Origin of the sequence: Streptomyces sp. D2-8, from assembly GCF_023184515.1 — a bacterium.
GTDB lineage: Bacteria > Actinomycetota > Actinomycetes > Streptomycetales > Streptomycetaceae > Streptomyces.
In genome coordinates, this window is the sequence record NZ_JAAHBP010000001.1 from 139,421 (window position 1) to 158,186 (window position 18,766).

16 protein-coding genes, 1 tRNA gene and 1 pseudogene are annotated in these 18,766 nt (G+C 72.6%); 12 read left to right on the forward strand and 6 right to left on the reverse strand.

The features are described 5' to 3' along the window. The first annotated feature begins 8 nt into the window (after window positions 1-8). The 4 genes from G3I77_RS00600 (at window position 9) to G3I77_RS00615 (ending at window position 4,264) form a co-directional block, all read left to right on the forward strand. Complete coding sequence (locus tag G3I77_RS00600) at window positions 9-122, forward strand: SapB/AmfS family lanthipeptide (RefSeq protein WP_248500420.1); 114 nt, start codon at window positions 9-11, stop codon at window positions 120-122. 62 nt (window positions 123-184) lie between these two features. Next, complete coding sequence (locus tag G3I77_RS00605) at window positions 185-298, forward strand: SapB/AmfS family lanthipeptide (RefSeq protein WP_248500420.1); 114 nt, start codon at window positions 185-187, stop codon at window positions 296-298. 163 nt (window positions 299-461) lie between these two features. After that, window positions 462-2,228 (forward strand): ABC transporter ATP-binding protein, encoded by a 1,767-nt coding sequence (locus G3I77_RS00610; protein WP_248501427.1) that lies wholly within the window; start codon window positions 462-464, stop codon window positions 2,226-2,228. Further along, window positions 2,225-4,264, forward strand: a complete 2,040-nt coding sequence (locus tag G3I77_RS00615; protein WP_248500421.1) for an ATP-binding cassette domain-containing protein — start codon at window positions 2,225-2,227, stop codon at window positions 4,262-4,264. The genes G3I77_RS00610 and G3I77_RS00615 overlap by 4 nt, the downstream gene beginning before the upstream one ends. Here the strand turns inward: G3I77_RS00615 and G3I77_RS00620 are convergent. Together G3I77_RS00620 and G3I77_RS00625 are read right to left on the reverse strand one after the other, a co-directional pair. Then, window positions 4,233-4,883 (reverse strand): response regulator transcription factor, encoded by a 651-nt coding sequence (locus G3I77_RS00620; protein ID WP_248500422.1) that lies wholly within the window; start codon window positions 4,881-4,883, stop codon window positions 4,233-4,235. The two genes, G3I77_RS00615 and G3I77_RS00620, sit on opposite strands and share 32 nt — an antisense overlap. 151 nt (window positions 4,884-5,034) lie before the next feature. After that, window positions 5,035-5,107: transfer RNA gene (locus G3I77_RS00625), tRNA-Arg, on the reverse strand. Window positions 5,108-5,428: 321 nt separating this feature from the next. Between G3I77_RS00625 and G3I77_RS00630 the strand changes: the two genes are divergently transcribed. The 4 genes from G3I77_RS00630 to G3I77_RS00645 all read left to right on the forward strand — a co-directional run bounded on the left by G3I77_RS00630 (window position 5,429) and on the right by G3I77_RS00645 (window position 11,409). Then, window positions 5,429-7,036, forward strand: a complete 1,608-nt coding sequence (locus tag G3I77_RS00630; RefSeq protein ID WP_248500423.1) for a dynamin family protein — start codon at window positions 5,429-5,431, stop codon at window positions 7,034-7,036. Window positions 7,037-7,039: 3 nt separating this feature from the next. Next, window positions 7,040-8,866 (forward strand): YfjP family GTPase, encoded by a 1,827-nt coding sequence (locus G3I77_RS00635; protein WP_248500424.1) that lies wholly within the window; start codon window positions 7,040-7,042, stop codon window positions 8,864-8,866. Window positions 8,867-9,244: 378 nt separating this feature from the next. Further along, window positions 9,245-9,721: a single-stranded DNA-binding protein gene (locus tag G3I77_RS00640; protein ID WP_248500425.1), complete on the forward strand. Its 477-nt coding sequence runs from the start codon at window positions 9,245-9,247 to the stop codon at window positions 9,719-9,721. A gap of 278 nt (window positions 9,722-9,999) precedes the next feature. Then, window positions 10,000-11,409 carry a Cys-Gln thioester bond-forming surface protein gene (locus tag G3I77_RS00645; protein WP_248500426.1) on the forward strand — a complete coding sequence of 470 codons (1,410 nt, stop codon included), beginning with the start codon at window positions 10,000-10,002 and terminating at the stop codon, window positions 11,407-11,409. A gap of 341 nt (window positions 11,410-11,750) precedes the next feature. Here the strand turns inward: G3I77_RS00645 and G3I77_RS00650 are convergent, their stop codons facing one another. Both G3I77_RS00650 and G3I77_RS00655 read right to left on the reverse strand, forming a co-directional pair. Beyond that, on the reverse strand, window positions 11,751-12,515 hold the full coding sequence (locus tag G3I77_RS00650; RefSeq protein ID WP_248500427.1) for a hypothetical protein: 765 nt from the start codon (window positions 12,513-12,515) through the stop codon (window positions 11,751-11,753). A gap of 149 nt (window positions 12,516-12,664) precedes the next feature. After that, window positions 12,665-12,898, reverse strand: a pseudogene (locus tag G3I77_RS00655) (hypothetical protein); the annotation flags it as partial. A 183-nt stretch (window positions 12,899-13,081) separates the two neighbouring features. Between G3I77_RS00655 and ettA the strand changes: the two are divergent. The 3 genes from ettA to G3I77_RS00670 are packed head-to-tail and all read left to right on the forward strand — an operon-like array spanning window position 13,082 to window position 15,831. After that, window positions 13,082-14,746 (forward strand): energy-dependent translational throttle protein EttA, encoded by a 1,665-nt coding sequence (ettA, locus tag G3I77_RS00660; protein ID WP_142163897.1) that lies wholly within the window; start codon window positions 13,082-13,084, stop codon window positions 14,744-14,746. Between the two features lie 6 nt (window positions 14,747-14,752). Further along, the gene (locus G3I77_RS00665; RefSeq protein WP_248500428.1) at window positions 14,753-15,166 is read left to right on the forward strand and encodes a thioesterase family protein; all 414 of its coding nucleotides are present in this window, start codon (window positions 14,753-14,755) and stop codon (window positions 15,164-15,166) included. Then, on the forward strand, window positions 15,163-15,831 hold the full coding sequence (locus tag G3I77_RS00670) for a hypothetical protein (RefSeq protein ID WP_248500429.1): 669 nt from the start codon (window positions 15,163-15,165) through the stop codon (window positions 15,829-15,831). The genes G3I77_RS00665 and G3I77_RS00670 overlap by 4 nt, the downstream gene beginning before the upstream one ends. Before the next feature lie 18 nt (window positions 15,832-15,849). On the opposite strand, the gene G3I77_RS00675 is transcribed toward G3I77_RS00670, so the two are convergent. Next, a complete protein-coding gene (locus G3I77_RS00675; RefSeq protein WP_248500430.1) occupies window positions 15,850-16,263 on the reverse strand; it encodes a globin in 414 nt (137 codons plus the stop codon). Between the two features lie 63 nt (window positions 16,264-16,326). Between G3I77_RS00675 and G3I77_RS00680 the strand changes: the two genes are divergently transcribed. Then, window positions 16,327-17,310, forward strand: coding sequence for a methyltransferase domain-containing protein (locus tag G3I77_RS00680; RefSeq protein WP_248500431.1), 984 nt, complete (start codon window positions 16,327-16,329; stop codon window positions 17,308-17,310). Window positions 17,311-17,316: 6 nt separating this feature from the next. Here G3I77_RS00680 and G3I77_RS00685 read toward each other — a convergent pair whose 3' ends face one another. Then, entirely contained in the window at window positions 17,317-18,738 is a 1,422-nt protein-coding gene (locus G3I77_RS00685; protein ID WP_248500432.1) for an FHA domain-containing protein, read from the reverse strand. Window positions 18,739-18,766 lie beyond the last annotated feature (28 nt).

Here is an 18,766-nt window from a genome sequence, read left to right on the forward strand (position 1 = left end):
TGATTCCCATGTCTCTGCTCGAACTCCAGGAGATGGAGCTGCCCACCGAGTCCTCGGAGGAAACGGTGCTCGGCAGCGGCCGGAGCCAGCACTGCTCCGACGCCAGCTGGGTCTTCTGCTGACCCGCCCCGGGCCGGTGAACCGGCCCACCGACGGCCTGTACACATCGACGAGAGGAAACAGCATGTCTCTGCTCGAACTCCAGGAGATGGAGCTGCCCACCGAGTCCTCGGAGGAAACGGTGCTCGGCAGCGGCCGGAGCCAGCACTGCTCCGACGCCAGCTGGGTCTTCTGCTGAACCCAGCGCACCGGGCCTGCGCACGACAGCAGGCTGAAGTCGCCTGATACGGCATCCACGCCGTGAGCGGACCCGGTCGGCGGGTGGGGCAATCACCCGCCGGCCGGTCCGTCTTTCGTCCCGGCCGCCCGTCGGACCTCGTGCAGGGAGCAGTCCTTTGACCGTGCGTCAGCCGCTGGAGAGCACGGCCCGGCTCCCGGGCCGTGCGGCGGACCGGATACTTCTGTGTACCACGCGCGAGGGCGGCGTCTGGACAGCCGTACTGGTCATTACTGCCGTCTTCTCGACCACGGCCCAGATCCTGTTCCCGGCCTTCCTCGGCAAGGCCCTGGACTCCGCACTCGACGGCGGCGCGGGCATCAGCGGGTGGGTGATCGGCTGCCTGGCGGCCGTCGTCGCCATGGCCGCGGCCGACGCCCTGTTCGAGCTTGCCGCCGGGGCCGGAGCCGCCCGCGGAACCGCCCTGCTGCGGCGCTCGATGCTCGGGACCCTGGTCTCGTGGACCGGGCCGGGCACACCCCGCACCACCGGCGGCGACCTGGTGAGCCGCATGGTCGGGGCCGCCGCCGAGGCCGGTGGTGTCGCGGCCGTCCTGGTCCGGGCGGCGCTGTCGGTCGTACCCGCCGCGGGCAGCGTCGTCGCCCTGTGGTTCATCGATCCCTGGCTCGCCGGCACCTTCCTGCTGGGCCTTCCGGCCGTCGTCCTCCTCCTGCGCGCGTTCACCCGCCGCATCTCCGACGTCTCCACCCGGTACCAGGAGACCCAAGGCCGTCTGGCGGCCGCGCTGCTGGAGGCCATCGGCGGGCGCCGTACCATCGCCGCCGCGGGCACGGCGGACGCCGAAGTCCGGCGGGTGCTGCGCGAACTGCCCGAGCTCAACCGGCTGGGACACGGCATGTGGCAGGCGCAGACCCAGGCCGCCGGCCGGACCGCCCTCATCACCCCGCTCCTGGAGATCGCGGTCCTGTCGGTGGCTGGATTCGCACTTGCCGACGGCCGCATCACCGTGGGCGAGATGCTCGCCGCTGCCCAGTACGTCGCCATCGGCAGCGGCCTCGGGATGACGACCATGCTGCTGGGCCGGCTGGCCAGGGCGCGGGCGGGGGCCGAGCGGGTCCGCGGCGTCCTGGCCCAGCCTGTCCTGGAGTACGGCGATCACCGGCTGCCGCCCGGACCGGGCCGCCTGGAACTGCGGGGCGTATCGGTCAGCGCCGGAGGCGAACGCGTCCTCGACGGCGTCGATCTGACGGTCCCCGGAGGCACCTGCATGGCCGTCGTGGGCACGTCCGGCTCCGGGAAGTCGCTGCTGGCCGCCGTCGCCGGACGGCTGACGGACCCGGAGGCCGGGGACGTCACCCTCGACGGCGCGCCCCTGCGCGGGCTGACCCACCGCGACCTGCGGGCCGCCGTCGGCTACGCCTTCGAACGGCCGGTGCTCTTCGGCGAGACGCTGGGCGACGCCATCGCCCGCGGCACCGGACGGGCGGCCCGGCACGTACCGGCCGAGCGGATCGAGCGGGCGGCACGCGCCGCCGACGTCGACGGATTCGTCCGGCGGCTCCCGGACGAGTACCGGACCCCGCTGGCGGAGGCGTCCCTGTCCGGGGGAGAGGTGCAGCGCATCGGCCTGGCCCGGGCCTTCGCGCACACCGGCCGGGTGCTGATCCTCGACGACGCCACGTCCAGCCTGGATACCGTCACCGAACACCGCATCAGCGAGGTCCTCACCGGCGCCCTGCGCGACCGGACCCGGATCATCGTCGCCCACCGCGCGGCCACCGCCGCCCGCGCGGACGGCGTCGTATGGCTCGACCGCGGACGAGTGCGCCGCGTCGGCCCCCATCACGAACTGTGGGGCGGCGAACCGGAGTACCGGCAGGTATTCCGCAGCGCGGACAGCGCGGATGCTCCCGGTAAGGAGCTGTCGTGAGGGCTGAACCCCGGATCCTCCCCCTGCTCGCCGCCCCGCTGCGGGCCCGACCGGGCCGCCTGCTCGCGCTGGTTCTGTGGTCCTTGGTGGAGGCCGTTCCCGCCCTGCTCGCGGGCCAGCTCGTGGCCCGGGCGGTGGACGACGGTTTCGCGGCCGGCCGGCCCCTCACCGGGCTGGGCTGGCTCGCCCTGATGGGCCTCGGCGTCTTCGCCGGGGCATGGGGGACACGGCAGGCCTATCCGCTGCTCGCCGCGGTGGTCGAGCCCTTCCGGGACGACCTCGTGCGCACCGTGGCCGAGGGCTCCCTGCGGCAGGCGGTGGCGGGCCGGGCCGTCGACGCCTCGGGCGTGTCCCGGCTGACCCTCCAGGTCGAAATGGTGCGCGAGGCCTACGCCGGCGTGCTGATGGTCGTCCGCGGGTTCCTCCTCACCGTGGGCGGGGCTCTGCTCGGCATGCTCTTCCTCGCGCCGCTGATCCTGCTGCTCGTCGTGCCGCCGCTGCTGGCGGGGATCGGGCTGTTCCTGATGCTGCTGCGCCGGATGGCCGGCGCGCAGCGCGACGCCATCGTCGCGGACGAGCGGGTCGCGGAAGCGGCCGGTGCCGCGACCGCGGCCGACCGGGACATCGTGGCCTGCGGTGCGGAGGACGGCGTACGGGCGGACCTCGTGACACACATCGACGCCCAGGCGGCCGCCGCCCGCCGCCTCGCCGCCCTGATGCCGGCCCGCGTACTGTGCCTGGCCGTCGCCGGCTGGCTCCCCCTGCTCCTGCTGCTGGTCGCCGCCCCGGGGCTGCGCGCCGAAGGGCTGTCCGCCGGTGCCGTGCTGGGAGCGGCGACGTATGTGACGGGCGGACTGCAACCGGCGGTCCGGTCCCTCATCCAGGGCCTGGGCGGGAGCGGGCTGCGTCTGGTGGTGGCGTTGCGGCGGATCCATGAGGCGTATCCGTCGGGAGGCGGGGTGGCTGGGGGGTGGGGGTCGGGCGCACCTCGGGGGACGGGGGACTCTGCATGGGATGCCGGGGCGGGGGTTGCTGCGTCTGTCCGTGGGGGTGGGGCGGTGGCTGTTGCGTCTGCCTGTGGGGACGGGTCGGGGGCTGTTGCGTCTGCTAGTGGGGACGGGGCGGCGGCTGTCGCCGCTGCTCATGATGTCGAACCGGCCGTGATCGCCACCGCCTACGAGGCCGAACCGGCCGTGATCGCCACCGCCCATGACGTCGGACCGGCTGTGATCGCGACCGCCTACGACGTCGAACTGACCGCCGTCACCTTCGCCTACGGCCCGCAGGCGGACCCGGTGTTCCGGGACCTCGACCTCACGCTTCCGGAGGGCGGGCATCTCGCGGTCGTCGGTCCGAGCGGTATCGGCAAGTCGACACTGGCCGGACTGATCGGCGGCACCCTGGAGCCGGACAGCGGCCTGGTCCGGCTCGGTGGCCGGCGGCCCGGTGCCCTGCCTCCCGCCGCCCTGTCCGCCCTGCGCGTCCTCGTGCCCCAGGAGGCCTACGTCTTCTCCGGCGACCTCGCCGAGAACCTGCGCTACCTGCGGCCCGACGCGTCCGACGAGGACGTGAGGGCGGCGGTCGAGGCCGTCGGGGCCGGGTCGCTCGTTTCGCGGCTCGGGGGGATCGGCACCGTGATCGACCCCGCCGCGCTCTCTTCGGGCGAGCGCCAGCAGATCGCGCTGGTGCGGGCGTATCTGTCGCCGGCGCCCCTGGTGCTCCTCGACGAGGCGACCTGCCACCTCGACCCGGCCGCAGAGGCCAGGGCGGAGGAGGCATTCGTCAGGCGCCCCGGCTCCCTGCTCGTGATCGCCCACCGCATCAGCTCCGCGCTGCGCGCCCGGCAAGTACTCGTCCTGGACGGCGGCACGGTGGTGAGCGGCGCGCACGAAGAGGTCCTCGAACAGTCGGTGCTCTACCGGGACTTGGTGGGGCACTGGAGCGGAGACGGGCTGGTGCCGCGGACGGGGCCTGACGAGGCGGACGCGATGGCCCGACGCGGTGTCAGAGCCAGCCCGCCTCGGTCGCGATCCTGATCGCGTCCACGCGGCTGCGGGCCTGGGTCTTCGCCACGGCGGAGGACAGATGATTGCGCACGGTCCCGACGGAGATGTAGAGCTGCGCGGCCACGTCCCGGGTCGACGCCCCCTGCGCCGTCAGCCGCAACACCGACACCTCACGCGGCGTCAGTGGATTCTCGGTCGCCGTCGCGGCCGCGAGGGCCAGCTCGGGATCGACCACCCGACGGCCTTGCGCCACTTGCCGGATGTCCTCCGCGAGCCGCGCGGTCGGGGCGTCCTTGCGAACGAAGCCGACGACCCTGGCCGAGAGGGCGCGGCGTACGTGTTCCGGCCGCGCGACGCTGGTCAGCAGCAGGGCGCGACAGGAGGGCAGCCGGGCTTGCAGCTCCACGGCAGCCGTGATCCCGTCGGTGCCGGGCAGGTCGATGTCGAGGACCGCCACGTCCGGCGGGGTGCGCAGGGCGGTGGGGACGATGAGGTCACCGTGGTCGACCGCCGCGACGATCTCCAGGTCGGATTCCTGGGACAACAACGCGGTCAGCGCCTGACGGATCAGCGGAGCGTCCTCGGCCAGGAGCACACGAATACGGCGGGCGCCTCCGGATCTGCCGTGGCCCGTTTTCTCCTGCAGCACGATGAGACCCCCCGTTGGTCGCGTCACGTTCGAACCAATGACATGTGACGTCGAACAGGCGAGCAAGAAGCAAACCGGCCACAAGGCGGCTTCACGGCGAAGGAAGCCCGTACACGAAAAACGCCCTCCCAAGCGGGAGGGCGGAGACTTGCGCCCCCGGCAGGACTCGAACCTGCGGCCAAGCGCTTAGAAGGCGCCTGCTCTATCCACTGAGCTACGGGGGCCGGGTGTGGTGGCCTCTGTCGTGGTGCCCTGGTGTGGGCCGATCCGTGACGTTGCCGGAGACAAGGATAGGGCTCCCGCGTCCTTGCCCCTGTTGCTTCGCCTCCGTGGCTCGATGTGGAGGTTCGGTGAAGCGGTCCTGATAATCGCAGGCAGGTACGAATCGTGCACCGCTTTTGGCGTCAGAGACATCGGGTGTTGTGCACTCGTTATGCCTGGAGTGCGCCGGTGTCCCAGTCGTCCCTTCCATCCCTTGTGTTCTGTCGGCGCGCAGACATGCTCATATGCTTCAGAATTCCCCTAAAATTGGGCATTCTTCACATGTGGTGACCTTGGACGTACGGCCTCAGCTGCTCGACGCACTCTCCGCCCTGCGCGACCGTGTCGCCGCCGCACGCTTCCCGCTGCCCCTGGCGGGGGCCCCACGCGCGCGTGCCAACCGCGACGAACTCCTCGCGCAGCTCGACGACTACTTGGTGCCCCGGTTGCGGGACCCCGAAGCGCCGCTTCTGGCCGTCGTGGGCGGGTCGACCGGAGCCGGGAAATCGACGCTGGTGAACTCCCTCGTGGGACGGCGGGTCAGTGAGGCGGGCGTGCTGCGGCCGACGACACGCACCCCCGTGCTGGTGTGCCATCCGGAGGACCACCACTGGTTCAGCGGGATGAGGGTGCTGCCCGATCTCACCCGCGTGTGGGTGCCCCAGCAGGACTCCACCGACGACCTGCTGCTTCCCGGCGAGAACCCCGCGCGCGTGCTGCGCGTCGAGACCACCGAGACCCTCCCGCCCGGCCTCGCCCTGCTCGACGCGCCCGACATCGACTCCCTGGTCTCCGACAACCGCGTCCTGGCCGCCGAACTCATCTGCGCCGCCGACATCTGGGTCATGGTCACCACCGCCGCCCGCTACGCCGACGCCGTCCCCTGGCACATGCTGCGCACCGCCAAGGAGCTCGACGTCACCCTCGTGACCGTGCTCGACCGCGTGCCTCACCAGGTGGTGAACGAGGTGTCGCGGCAGTACGGGGCCTTGCTCACCAAGGCCGGACTCGGCGAAGTGCCGCGCTTCACCGTGCCCGAGCTGCCCGAGTCCGCCTGGGGCGGCGGGCTTCTGCCGGCCTCCGCCGTCGCCCAGTTGCGCACCTGGCTGATCCACCAGGCCCAGGATCCCGCGGCCCGGCAGCACGTCCTCGCCCGCACGGCGTACGGCGTCCTCGACTCCCTGAAATCCCGGATGCCCGAGCTGGCCGGCGCCGCCGCCGCGCAGTACGCCGCCGCACTGCGGCTCACCTCCGCCGTCGAGGGGGCGTACGACAGCGAGCACACGCGCGTGCGGGGCCGGTTGCAGAGCGGGGCGGTCCTCGCCGGGGACGCGCTCAAGCGGTGGCGTGCCTTCCCCCTGGACTGCACCGCCGGTGAACTCCTCGACGCGCTCGTGGAGAGCCTCAGTGCGCTGTTGCTGTGCGCCGTCACCGCCGCCGACGAGCGCGTCGACGACGCCTGGCGGCGCGAACCGGCCTCGGCCGCCCCGGAACTCGCCGCACGCGACACCGGCGCGGACAGCGCCGAGCACCGCATCGGACTCGCCGTCCGGCGGTGGCGGCGGGAGCTCGAGGAACACGCCGAGGACGAGGTGCGCGAACTCGACCGCAACCTCGCGCCCGACCCCGAGCTGGTCGCCGCCCTGGTCGCCACCTCCCTGCTGGGCGGCCGCCGGGGCCGGATGGCCGGGGAGGGACTCGCCGAGCGGATCGGCGCCCACGGCGCACTGCGGCTGCGCGACCGGGCCGGGCGGCTGCTCACCGAGCACGTGGACCGCGTCCTGCACGCCGAACGCGAGCGCCGGCTCGCCCCGCTCGACGCGCTCGACGTCCACCCCGAGCCCCAGGCCGAACTCATCGCCGCGCTGTCCGTACTGCAGAAGGAGAGGTGACCGGTGACCGCCGTCACTGACCAGGACCCCACCGAGCACGCCGATCAGCCGGACGACGGCGCCCACAAGGCGAGGACCGCCGGCAGCCCCTTCCGCGGCGCCTCGGACGGCGAGCGCGCGGCGCGCACCGACTCCGCCGAGGCCTGGGACGACGGGCTCATCGCGCGCCGGGTCAACGAGACAGCCGAAGGAGACCGGTTCCCCATGACGGACAACCGCTCCGCCGTCCCGCCGACGGTGACCCCACTGGTGTACGAGGGGCCGCTGCGCTCCCGGCTCGAGGCCCTGCGCGAACTCGTGGGGCTCTCCCGCACCCGGCTCGACAGCCGGACCCTGTCGGAGGCCGGCCGGGTGCTCGACGAGGCGTCCGCGCGGCGCAGACTCTCCGGGCAGCACACCGTCGTCGCCATCGCGGGCGCCACCGGCAGCGGCAAGTCGCAGCTGTTCAACGCGCTCGCCGGGGTGACCATCTCGGAGACCGGCGTACGCCGTCCCACCACCGCAGCGCCCATCGCGTGCAGTTGGAGCGACGGGGGCGCCGGCCTCATCGAACGGCTCGGCATCCCGCCCCGGCTCCGCCGCCGGCCGCTGCCGAGCGCCGACGGCGAGTCGCCGCTGCGCGGACTCGTCCTGATCGACCTGCCCGACCACGACTCCGCGGCCGTACAGCACCGCAGGCACGTGGACCGCATCCTGGCGCTCGTCGACGCGGTCATCTGGGTCGTCGACCCGGAGAAGTACGCCGACGCCGTCCTCCACGAGCGCTATCTGCGGCCGATGGCCGCCCACGCCGAGGTCATGTTCGTCGTCCTCAACCAGATCGACCGGCTGCCCGGGGAGGCCGCCGAGCAGGTCCTCGACGATCTGCGGCGGCTCCTCGACGAGGACGGCATCGCCCTCGGCGAGTACGGCGAGCCGGGCGCGACCGTGCTCGCGCTGTCCGCGCTCACCGGGGACGGCGTCGGCGAACTGCGCGAGGCACTCGGCCAGTTCGTCTCGGACCGGGGGGCGGCGAACCGCCGTATCTCGGCCGACGTGGACATCGCCGCGGCCCGGCTGTGGCCCGTCTACGCCACCCAGCGGCGGACCGGGCTCAGCGAACAGGCCCGGGAGGAGTTCTCCGACCGGCTCGCGGACGCGGTGGGCGCCACGGCGGCGGGCGAGGCGGCCGAGCGGGCGTGGCTGCGCAACGCCAACCGGGCCTGCGGGACGCCCTGGCTGCGGCTGTGGCGCTGGTACCAGGACCGCGGTGAGCCCACCACGGGCCGGCTCCCCTCGCGCACGCAGGCCGACGAGGAGGCCACCGCACGGCAGCGGGTCGAGCAGGCGGTGCGGACCGTGGCCGACCGGGCGTCGGCCGGGCTGCCCGCCCCCTGGGCGCAGGCGGTGCGCGAGGCTGCCGCTCGCGGCTCGCAGGGGTTGCCCGAGGCGCTGGACGAGCTGACCGTGCGCGCGGGCGCACCGACGGGGCGGCCGCCGCGCCCCGGGTGGTGGCCGGTGGCCGTCCTCACTCAGGCGTCCATGACGATCCTGCAGTTCCTGGGCGGGCTGTGGCTGCTGGGTCAGATCATCGGGGTCATGTCGCCCAACCTGGGGGTGCCGGTGCTGCTGATGGTGATCGGCATCGTCGGCGGCCCGCTCATCGAGTGGAGCTGCCGGATGGCGGCCCGCGGCCCGGCCCGGCGCTACGGCCTGGAGGCGGAACGCCGATTGCGGGAGGCGGCGGCCGGATGCGGCAGGGCCCGGGTACTGGATCCGGTGGCGGCGGAACTGCTGCGGTACCGGGAGGTCCGGGAGCAGTACGGGAGGGTGGTGGGGGCGGGGCGGTGACGCTACGGCGGTGAGGTGCGGGGGCGGGGCGGTGGGGCCGCTACGGCGGTGAGACGCGGGGCGGGGCGGCGACTTTGGGGCGAGGCGGCTGTGACGGGCCGCAGGCGGTGCCGCCGTGGCTCCGGCGCGCCACCCGCCATCCGATACCCGCCACCCGATACCCGCCACCCGCGCTCGGCGTCTCCCTCGGGGGCGACGGGGCACCCACCCGGCGTCACCCCCTCGCGTGGCGGCGTTGTCCACAGGCGGGCGGTGCTCCACAGCGCTCAGCGGGCCCGGCCCGGCGGCGGCAGTCTGGCAGACGCAGCCGTACGGGACGGGCCCGTACGCGTGTCTGCCCGGTGCGGGTGCCGTGGTCCGGGCGAGGGAGGGTTCGCGATGAACGAGACGATGGTCTGCGCGGTCGGCAGGGTGGCGACGCAGCCGGTGTACCGGGAGATGGCGTCCGGCCCGTCGGCGAGGTTCCGGCTGGCGGTGACCGCGCGCTACTGGGACCGCGAGAAGAACGCGTGGACGGACGGGCACACCAACTTCTTCACGGTGTGGGCCAACCGCCAGCTGGCCACGAACACGGCGGCGTCGCTGACGGTTGGCGAGCCGGTGATCGTGCAGGGCAGGCTGAAGGTGCGGACCGATGTACGCGAGGGGCAGAGCTGGACCTCGGCGGACATCGACGCCGTGGCGATCGGCCACGATCTGGCCTGGGGCACCTCGGCCTTCAGGCGCGCGGGCAAGGCGGAGACCGTGCCCTCGCCGACGTCACCGGAGCCCAACTGGGAGACACCACAGGAGGGTTCCGCAGAACCTGCGGACGCAGGGACTCAACACCAGTTGGAGACAGCAGCCTTGACGTGACGTCAATCACCGGGACGCCCGTCCGAACCGCGGCTTATCGACGAATGTGCACCCAACGACCAGCGGTGGATTTGTCGATAAGCCCTGCTCGCAGGGGATCTTGGCGATAACGATTCCGAGTCGGATCTCTCGTCCGACCGTCTGACCGGCGGGCGGCGTCTCCCACGTCCCTAGGATGCCGGACATGGTTCTCGGGACTCTTGTGTCCTGTGAGGCTTCTGATTCTGCTGGTGGGACCGTCCCCCCACGTCAACGGGTCCTGCTCGAAGGGGAATTTGGTGTTTGCTTCGTTCTCTGAGCTGTTCGTACGCAGGCGAGGGGCGGCTCGCCTCGCCACCGCCACGGTGGTGTCCGGGCTTGTCGCCGCGGGCGGGCTTGCCGGTGCCGGCCGGGCGGCCGCCGACGAGACGACGCAGAGACAGGGCGGAGCGGCCGCGACGATAGACGGCCTCAAGACGTACGGCGCGGCCGTCATACACGCCGGCACCGGTGACCAGGAGATCTCGGCGGGCCTGTTCGAGATGTCCGTCGACGGCGGCGGCATGCTGCAGACGTACTGCGTCGACCTCCACAACCCCACGCAGCGGGACGCCAAGTACCACGAGACGCCTTGGAGCGGCACGTCCCTGGGCGCCAACAAGGACGCCGGCAAGATCCGCTGGATCCTGCAGAACTCCTACCCGCAGGTGAACGACCTCGCGACGCTGGCGCGCAAGGCGGGGGTGCGCGGTGCGCTGACCGAGCAGGACGCGGCGGCCGGTACACAGGTGGCGATCTGGCGCTACTCGGACGACGTGGCCGTCGACGCCCTCGACCCGCAGGCCGAGCAGCTCGCGGACCACCTGGAGAAGAGCGCCCGCAATCTGCCCGAGCCCCGGGCCTCGCTCACCCTCGAGCCCGCCGCGGTCTCCGGCCGGCCGGGGGAGCGGCTCGGACCGGTGACGGTGCGCACCAACGCCGGCAGCGCGACGGTCACCCCGCCCGCGGACGCTGCGACGAGCGGGGTGCGGATCGTCGACGAGCAGGGCAAGGCCGTCACCTCCACGTCCGACGGCGGGCAGGTGTTCTTCGACGTGCCCGAGGACGCGGCGGCGGGCACGGCGGAACTGGCCGTGCAGGCCTCCACCACCGTGCCGGTCGGCCGTGCCTTCGCCTCCGAGAGTCGCAGCCAGACGCAGATCCTGGCCGGCTCGAGCGAGTCGACGGTGTCCGCGACGGCCGGGGCGACCTGGGCGAAGCAGGGACCGATCCCGGCGCTGTCGGCGGCGAAGAACTGCGCCGGGGGCGGTGTCGACGTCATCGCGTCCAACAAGGGCGACGAGCCGTTCACCTTCGAGCTGGCCGGCCTGGAGCACACCATCGCCGCGGGCGAGTCCCGCACGGTGACGGTCCCGCTCCAGGAGGACCAGGCCTACGACTTCACGATCCACGGCCCCGGCGGCTTCGAGAAGCGCTTCACCGGCATGCTGGACTGCCGGACCCGCGGCAGCGACACCGGCACCACCACCCAGACCCTCAGCGAACCGAGCCCGGCGACGGTGGGCGGCACGGCCACGGACACCAACCTCGCCGAAACGGGCAGCTCCGGCATGACTCCCCTGATCGCGGGCGTCGCCATCGGCTTCGTCCTGATCGGCGGGGCGACACTGATCGTGCTGCGGCGCCGGGAGGCGACGGCGGGGGAGTGACTCGCGGCGAACGCCGCATCGGCCCTCGGGCGCCGAGGTGGTGCTGCTCGCGCAGGGGCGGGTGCGTCCGGCATTCGAGGTGACTGAGCGCCGGCGGCCGCCCCGCGCGAGCGGCCTCCCCCTCAGCCGCGAAACCCCAGCCAACAGCCCCCGCTCCCTGCGAATGACCACCCATGGGCAGCCGTACGGCAAGGGGCGGGCGTCGGCCAAGGCCCCGGACGAATCATGGTCCGGAGCCTATGACCCCTCCAGACACACACGCCTTCGGGTCCACGGCCGACCAGAGGCCAGCCGGAACGGGGCGTGCGGCCACGGGAGCCCTCGCGCCCGCCGGCCGTCAGTCACCGGTAGCCGGGCCAGTGCGGATCGGCCCAGCGGTCCTCACCGGTGAGCCCGAGCAGCCGTACCCGGTGCCGCAGATCCGCCGATGCGCCCGACTCGCGGAGCCGCACCGCAGCGTGGCCGAGGAGCCAGGCGACCAGTTCGGCGCGCAGCTCCTCCGCGTCGTGCTCGTACCAGCCGACGCCCCACGGCAGCCGCTCTCCCAGGAGCTCGCACTCCCATTCCGAGGCCGCCTCGACGAGACGTCGGCCGCTGAGGTACCCGGTCTGCTCTTCCCAGTCGGCAAGCCAAGGTCCGAGCGTTCCGGACGCCTCGGCACACATTGCGAAGACCTGGTGCGCCGGGACGGCCGCATCGGGATCGGTGAGGGTCTGTACCCACCAGGCATGCAAAAACTCGCGTACCGAAGCGGCCTGTTCTTCGGGCCATTGCTGCCAGCGGCCGCGGGCGAACGAGAATCCGGCCTCTTCCAAGCCGAACAGGGGTTCCGCCCGACCCGCGACCAGGACCGTGGCGAACTGCGGCAGGACGCGGCGCAGCACGGCCGCGTGATCGGTCCAGTCGATGGCCTGCCAGGTCCGGCGCAGAAGGTCCGGCTCCAGCTCCACATCCGGCGTCTTCAGAAGGGAGAGTTCTTCCGGGCTGCCCCAGTGGCATTCGCAGTTGTGCTCGTCCGGGTGCGCGGTCATGCCGCGGAAGGTGACGGAGAGGTTCTCCAGGGCGGCGCTGAGGCGGCGGCGTGCCGGACTTGGGGCGAGAGGCATGAGAGGCCCGGCCTTCGTGGACTCCGTACGGCTTCCGCCGGCCGAAGACCGCCACGCTACCCGGTGAGACGGCGCCTTGCACCGGCCGCCCCGGGATCGGGGTCAGGCTGCGAGAGGGACCTGCTCGCCCTTTCCGGGATCCGGTAGTGGGCGACGACCTCGTTGGCCTCCTCCATCCAGGTCGTGGCCCAGACGAGACGGCAGTCCAGCGCCATGAGACGCGCCCCGACCTCGGCGTCGAGCCGCCTCAACAGCGGGTTGCCTTGATCTGCGGACGTCGGGGCGCCGACAGGGGCGGCCTGCGGGTGACCGCACGACGAGCCGAAGGGGATGAGCGGACCATCGACGTCAAGGAAGAGAAGGGTGCGCTCCGCGCTTGTCACGGCGGCACCATAGCCCGGCGCGGTACCGGCGGCGACCGTCAACGACGGTCGAGTCCCCCGGTCGCCACCACGAACCCCCAGGTCACAGCCCCCCACCCATACGCGTTTCCACCCAGGGGTAGCGGTACGGCAAGATGGGGTGTATCTGCCCACTGCCAGTTTCAAGCTGCCGGACGGTTTCTCTTGGCTGAGTTCATTTACACCATGCGCAAGGCGCGCAAAGCGCACGGCGACAAGGTGATCCTCGACGACGTGACGACCAGCTTCCTTCCGGGGGCGAAGATCGGCGTCGTCGGCCCGAACGGCGCCGGAAAGTCGACGATCCTGAAGATCATGGCCGGGATCGAGCAGCCGTCCAACGGTGACGCCTTCCTCACTCCCGGTTACACGGTCGGCATCCTGCTCCAGGAGCCCCCGCTGACCGAGGACAAGACCGTCCTGGAGAACGTCCAGGAGGGTGTCGCCGGGATCAAGGGCAAGCTCGACCGGTTCAACGAGATCGCCGAGCAGATGGCGACCGATTACACCGACGAGCTCATGACCGAGATGGGCAAGCTCCAGGAGGATCTGGACCACGCCAACGCGTGGGACCTGGACGCGCAACTGGAGCAGGCCATGGACGCCCTGGGCTGCCCGCCCGGCGATTGGCCCGTCACCAACCTGTCCGGTGGTGAGCGCCGCCGCGTCGCGCTGTGCAAGCTGCTGCTGGAGCAGCCCGACCTGCTGCTGCTCGACGAGCCCACCAACCACCTCGACGCCGAGTCGGTGAACTGGCTGGAGCAGCACCTGGCCAAGTACCCGGGCACCGTCGTCGCGGTCACCCACGACCGGTACTTCCTCGACAACGTCGCCCAGTGGATCTGCGAGGTCGACCGCGGTCGCCTCTACCCCTACGAGGGCAACTACTCCAAGTACCTGGAGACCAAGGCCGCCCGCCTCAAGGTCGAGGGCCAGAAGGACGCCAAGCGGCAGAAGCGGCTCAAGGAAGAGCTGGAGTGGGTGCGCTCCAACGCCAAGGGGCGCCAGGCCAAGTCCAAGGCGCGTCTGGCCCGCTACGAGGAGATGGCCGCCGAGGCCGACAAGATGCGGAAGCTGGACTTCGAGGAGATCCAGATCCCGCCGGGCCCGCGTCTGGGCAACGTCGTCGTCGAGGTCAACAACCTCAGCAAGGGCTTCGGCGACAAGCTGCTCATCGACGACCTCAGCTTCACGCTTCCGCGGAACGGGATCGTCGGGATCATCGGCCCGAACGGTGCCGGTAAGACCACCCTGTTCAAGATGATCCAGGGCATCGAGGAGCCGGACTCCGGCGCCATCAAGGTCGGCGACACCGTCAAGATCTCCTACGTCGACCAGAGCCGCGAGAACATCGACCCGAAGAAGTCCCTGTGGGCCGTCGTCTCCGACGAGCTGGACTACATCAACGTGGGCCAGGTCGAGATGCCGTCGCGTGCCTACGTCTCGGCCTTCGGGTTCAAGGGGCCGGACCAGCAGAAGCCGGCCGGCGTGCTCTCCGGCGGTGAGCGCAACCGCCTGAACCTCGCGCTCACCCTCAAGCAGGGCGGGAACCTGCTGCTCCTCGACGAGCCGACGAACGACCTCGACGTCGAGACCCTCAGCAGCCTCGAGAACGCGCTGCTGGAGTTCCCGGGTGCGGCCGTGGTCGTCTCCCACGACCGGTGGTTCCTCGACCGGGTCGCCACGCACATCCTCGCCTACGAGGGCGAGTCCAAGTGGTTCTGGTTCGAGGGCAACTTCGAGTCGTACGAGAAGAACAAGATCGAGCGGCTCGGTCCGGACGCCGCCCGTCCGCACCGCGCCACCTACAAGAAGCTGACCCGGGGCTGATCGATCTTGCGGCACATCTACCGCTGCCCACTGCGCTGGGCGGACATGGACGCGTACGGCCACGTCAACAACGTGGTGTTCCTCCGCTACCTGGAGGAAGCCCGTATCGACTTCCTGTTCCGCCCGGAGAAGGACTTCAAGCAGGGGTCCGTGGTGGCACGCCATGAGATCGACTACAAGCGGCAGCTCGTCCACCGGCACCACCCGGTGGACATCGAGCTGTGGGTCACCGAGATCAGGGCCGCGTCCTTCACCCTCACCTACGAGGTGAAGGACGACGACCAGGTCTATGTGCGGGCCTCGACGGTGATCGTGCCGTTCGACTTCGAAGCGCAGCGCCCGCGCCGGATCACCGCGGAGGAACGCGAGTTCCTCCGCGAGTACAGGGATGACGCCGAGGAGGAGGCCGTCGCCGCATGACGGTGCTCCACCTCGCCGACGAGGGGGAGGCGGCGGATCTCGCGGCCTTCCTCTCCCGGCTGCTCCACTACGACCGTGGAGCCGCGGTGCGTCTGCAGGCGGCGGGCACCGCACTGGCCGTCTTCGGGCGGCCGCCGTCCTTCGAGGTGCTCGCCGTGCGGGCGGTGCGGCTGGCCAAGCCGTACGAGAAGGGGCTCGAGGCCACGCTGGACGTGACCGTGTCCGCCGGTGAGTTCCTGGAGTCGGTGGACGAGAAGGCCGCGACGGCCGTCGTGCCGGGCGCGGTGACCGGGCCGCCATGGGCGGGTGTGCTGCCACCCCGCGGAGGCTGGCGCGCCGAGCCGGGGCTGCCGGCGCCGGACGACCTGCGGTCCCTGGTCGCCGCCGTGGTCGCCGAGTTCCGCTCCCGTACCCAGGAGCTGCCCTCCGAGCAGCGGACACGGGCCGAGCTGGACCGCATCGGGCGGGACATCTGGTCCCGTACGGTCGGGGACACCCGGCTCCCCGTCCGGGCCGTGCACGCGGCGCAGTCCCTCGGCTTCCTGCGGCCCGGGGTGCCGCCGGCGCTGTTCTCGTCGGGCGCGTGGCTGAGGCTGCGCACGCCGTACGGGTCCATCGCCGTACGACGTGCCGGGCTCGGGGCGCTGGACGTCAGCGTCCGCTGACCTGGCCCTCGAAGTCCGTCAGCCCTCGGTGTTGACCATCGAGGCCGCCGCGTACGTCAGGTAGTTCCACAGCGTGTGCTCGTGCTCCTCGGACAGGCCGAGTTCCTCGACGGCGACCCGCATGTGCTTCAGCCACGCGTCGTGCGCCGCCCGGTCGACCGCGAAGGGCGCGTGCCGCATCCGCAGCCGCGGGTGGCCGCGGTTCTCGCTGTACGTCGTGGGGCCGCCCCAGTACTGGATGAGGAACAGCGTGAAGCGCTCCTCGGCCGGGCCCAGGTCCTCCTCGGGGTACATGGGCCGCAGCAGCGGGTCCTCGGCGACTCCCTCGTAGAAACGGTGGACGAGCCGACGGAAGGTCTCCTCCCCGCCGACCTGCTCGTAGAAGGTCTGCTCCTGAAGCGTGCCGCGCCGAATCTCATTCACGCGATCCATGGTCTCAGACGCCCCGGCATAGGACTCAAGACCTAGGACCCTGCCCGCCCCTACTGTGGAGACATGGGCGGTTACGCACCCGGCAGGAAGCTCGACGATCTCGCCGCCGCCGCGCGGGCGGCGCTGGTGCGGCGGATCGAGGAGAGCGGGGCCTGGGCGGCCGATCCGGGCTGGCGGGAGGCCTTCGCGGCGGTCCCGCGGCACCTCTTCGTGCCGTACTACTACGTCGGTGTCGCCGGCGGCTACGAACGCCGCTGGGGCGAGAGCACCGACCCCGCGGCGCGCGAGCGGTGGCTGCGGGGCGCCTACGAGGACACCCCGCTGGCCACCCGGCTGCGCGACGGCGAGCTGCTGTCCTCCAGCAGCCAGCCGTCCCTGATGGCGGGCATGCTGGCCGCGCTGGGCGTCGCGGACGGCCATACGGTCCTGGAGATCGGCGCCGGCACCGGCTACAACGCGGCGCTGCTGGCCCATCGGCTGGGCGACGACAAGGTCACCACCGTCGACCTCGACCCGGAGATCACCGAGTCGGCCCGCCGGCACCTGGCCGCGGCCGGGTACCACCCGGTCGTCGTCACCGGCGACGGCGCCCGGGGCGTGCCGGAGCGCGCGCCGTTCGACCGGATCATCGCCACCTGCGCCCTGAGCGGCGTGCCACGCGCCTGGGTGGCCCAGAGCCGCCCCGGCGGCCGGATCCTCATGCCGCTCGCCACCGGCCTGATCGTGCTCACGGTGACCGGTGCGGGGCATGCCGAGGGACCCTTCCTGCACACGCCCGCCTACTTCGTGCCGCTGCGCGGCGCCGGCCGGCCCGGGGGCGAGCCGGTCCAGCTGGGCGGGGTGCCGCGCCGGGCCCGGGAGGACGACCTGTTCCGGTTCCTGCTGGCCCTGACCCGCGGCAGCCTCGACCCCCAGGAGGCGCACGCGCTGTGGGAGCAGGAGGGCAGGCCGCAGCGCGAGCGCTACGGCATCACGGTCAGCGGTGAGCGGGAGTGGGCCTGGCTGGACGACCCGGAGGGGCCGTACGCCTGGCCCCTCCCGTCGTGACGGGTCTCAGCCGCGCCGGATGGTGATGGTCGTCCAGGCGCCCACGTGCACCCGGTCGCCGTCCTGCAGCGGTACGGGGACGAACGGCTGGATCGGTTCCTCCGAGCCGTTGACCGTCGTGCCGTTCGTCGAGTTCTGGTCGACGACCGCCCAGCTGCCGTCCGGCTGCTGGACCAGCACCGCGTGCTGGTGCGAGACGCCCGGGTCCTCCGGTGGCGTCGACAGGTCGATGTCGGGGGTGTCGCCGGTGGAGTGCCGGCGGCGGCCGATCGTGAGCTGGTTGCCGGTGAGCGTGCGCTGCTGCTCGGGCGAGTACGCGGGCAGGTTCAGGCCGGTGGCCTCCGGGCCGGAGCGCTGCATCATCGCCATGAAGTAGTCGCGGTCCGGGCCGATGGTCGCCGTCCACGTCGCGGGTCCCTGCGGCTGCTGCGGGAAGCCACCGGGGCCGGGCGGGGCCTGGGTCGCGCCGGGCTGCGGGTAGCCGTAGCCGCCCTGGCCGGGACCGCCGGGACCGCCATGGCCGCCCGGGCCGGATGTCGGTGGGGAGATCACCCAGTCGTCGTCACCGCCGAAGGACGGACCGCCCTGCTGCCCGGGCCGCTGGGTCTCCTGCGGGAATCCGGGCGGGGCCGGGGGGCCGGACTGGTGGAAGGCCTGCGGAGCACCGCCGGGACCACCGGGTCCACCGGGACCACCGGGTCCACCGGGACCACCGGGTCCGGGCGGGGGCGGGACCGGCCGGGAGGGGTCGGCACCGAAGCCACCGGGACCACCCGGGCCGGGAGGGCCGCCGAAGCCACCGGGACCACCCGGGCCGGGAGGGCCGCCGAAGCCACCGGGGCCGCCCGGGCCGGGCGAGGTCGGGGCAGGGCCGGGCTGCGGGTAGCCGTAGCCACCGCCCTGAGGGCCGCCGGGGCCGCCCGGGCCGGGGCGGCCGGACGGGTCGCCGCCGAACGGCGGGATCGGCTCGGCCGGGCGGTTCACCTGCGACGGGCGGGAGCCCTGGTACTCGTAGGAGTCACCGCCGCCGTACGACGGGCCGGGGGGCGGGCCGCCCTGCTGGCCCGGTGGCTGGAAACGCACACCGGGGCCGGGCGGCGGGGCCGCGGGGGTGTACGACGTCGCCGTGTTCGTCAGGAAGTTCCACCGGCACTCCTCGCAGAACGGCGCGCCGCCCTCACGCGGCGTACGGCACTGCGGGCAGAGCTCCGGCTCGGCGTTCGGCACGGAGGACAGGTGCGGCGGGCGTCCGCCGGGCTGGCCACCGGGGCCCTGGGGGCCACCCGGGCCGCCGGCGGGGGGCGGGAAGCCGTAGCCGCCGGGCGGCGGCGGGGGAGGAGGCGGAGGCACGGCACCCGCCATGCGGTGACCGCAGACCTCGCACCAGTCGTCGGAACCCGACTGGTGTCCGTTCGGGCAGGTCGGCATGTCGGCGCGTCCCTCCTTCGATCTCTTC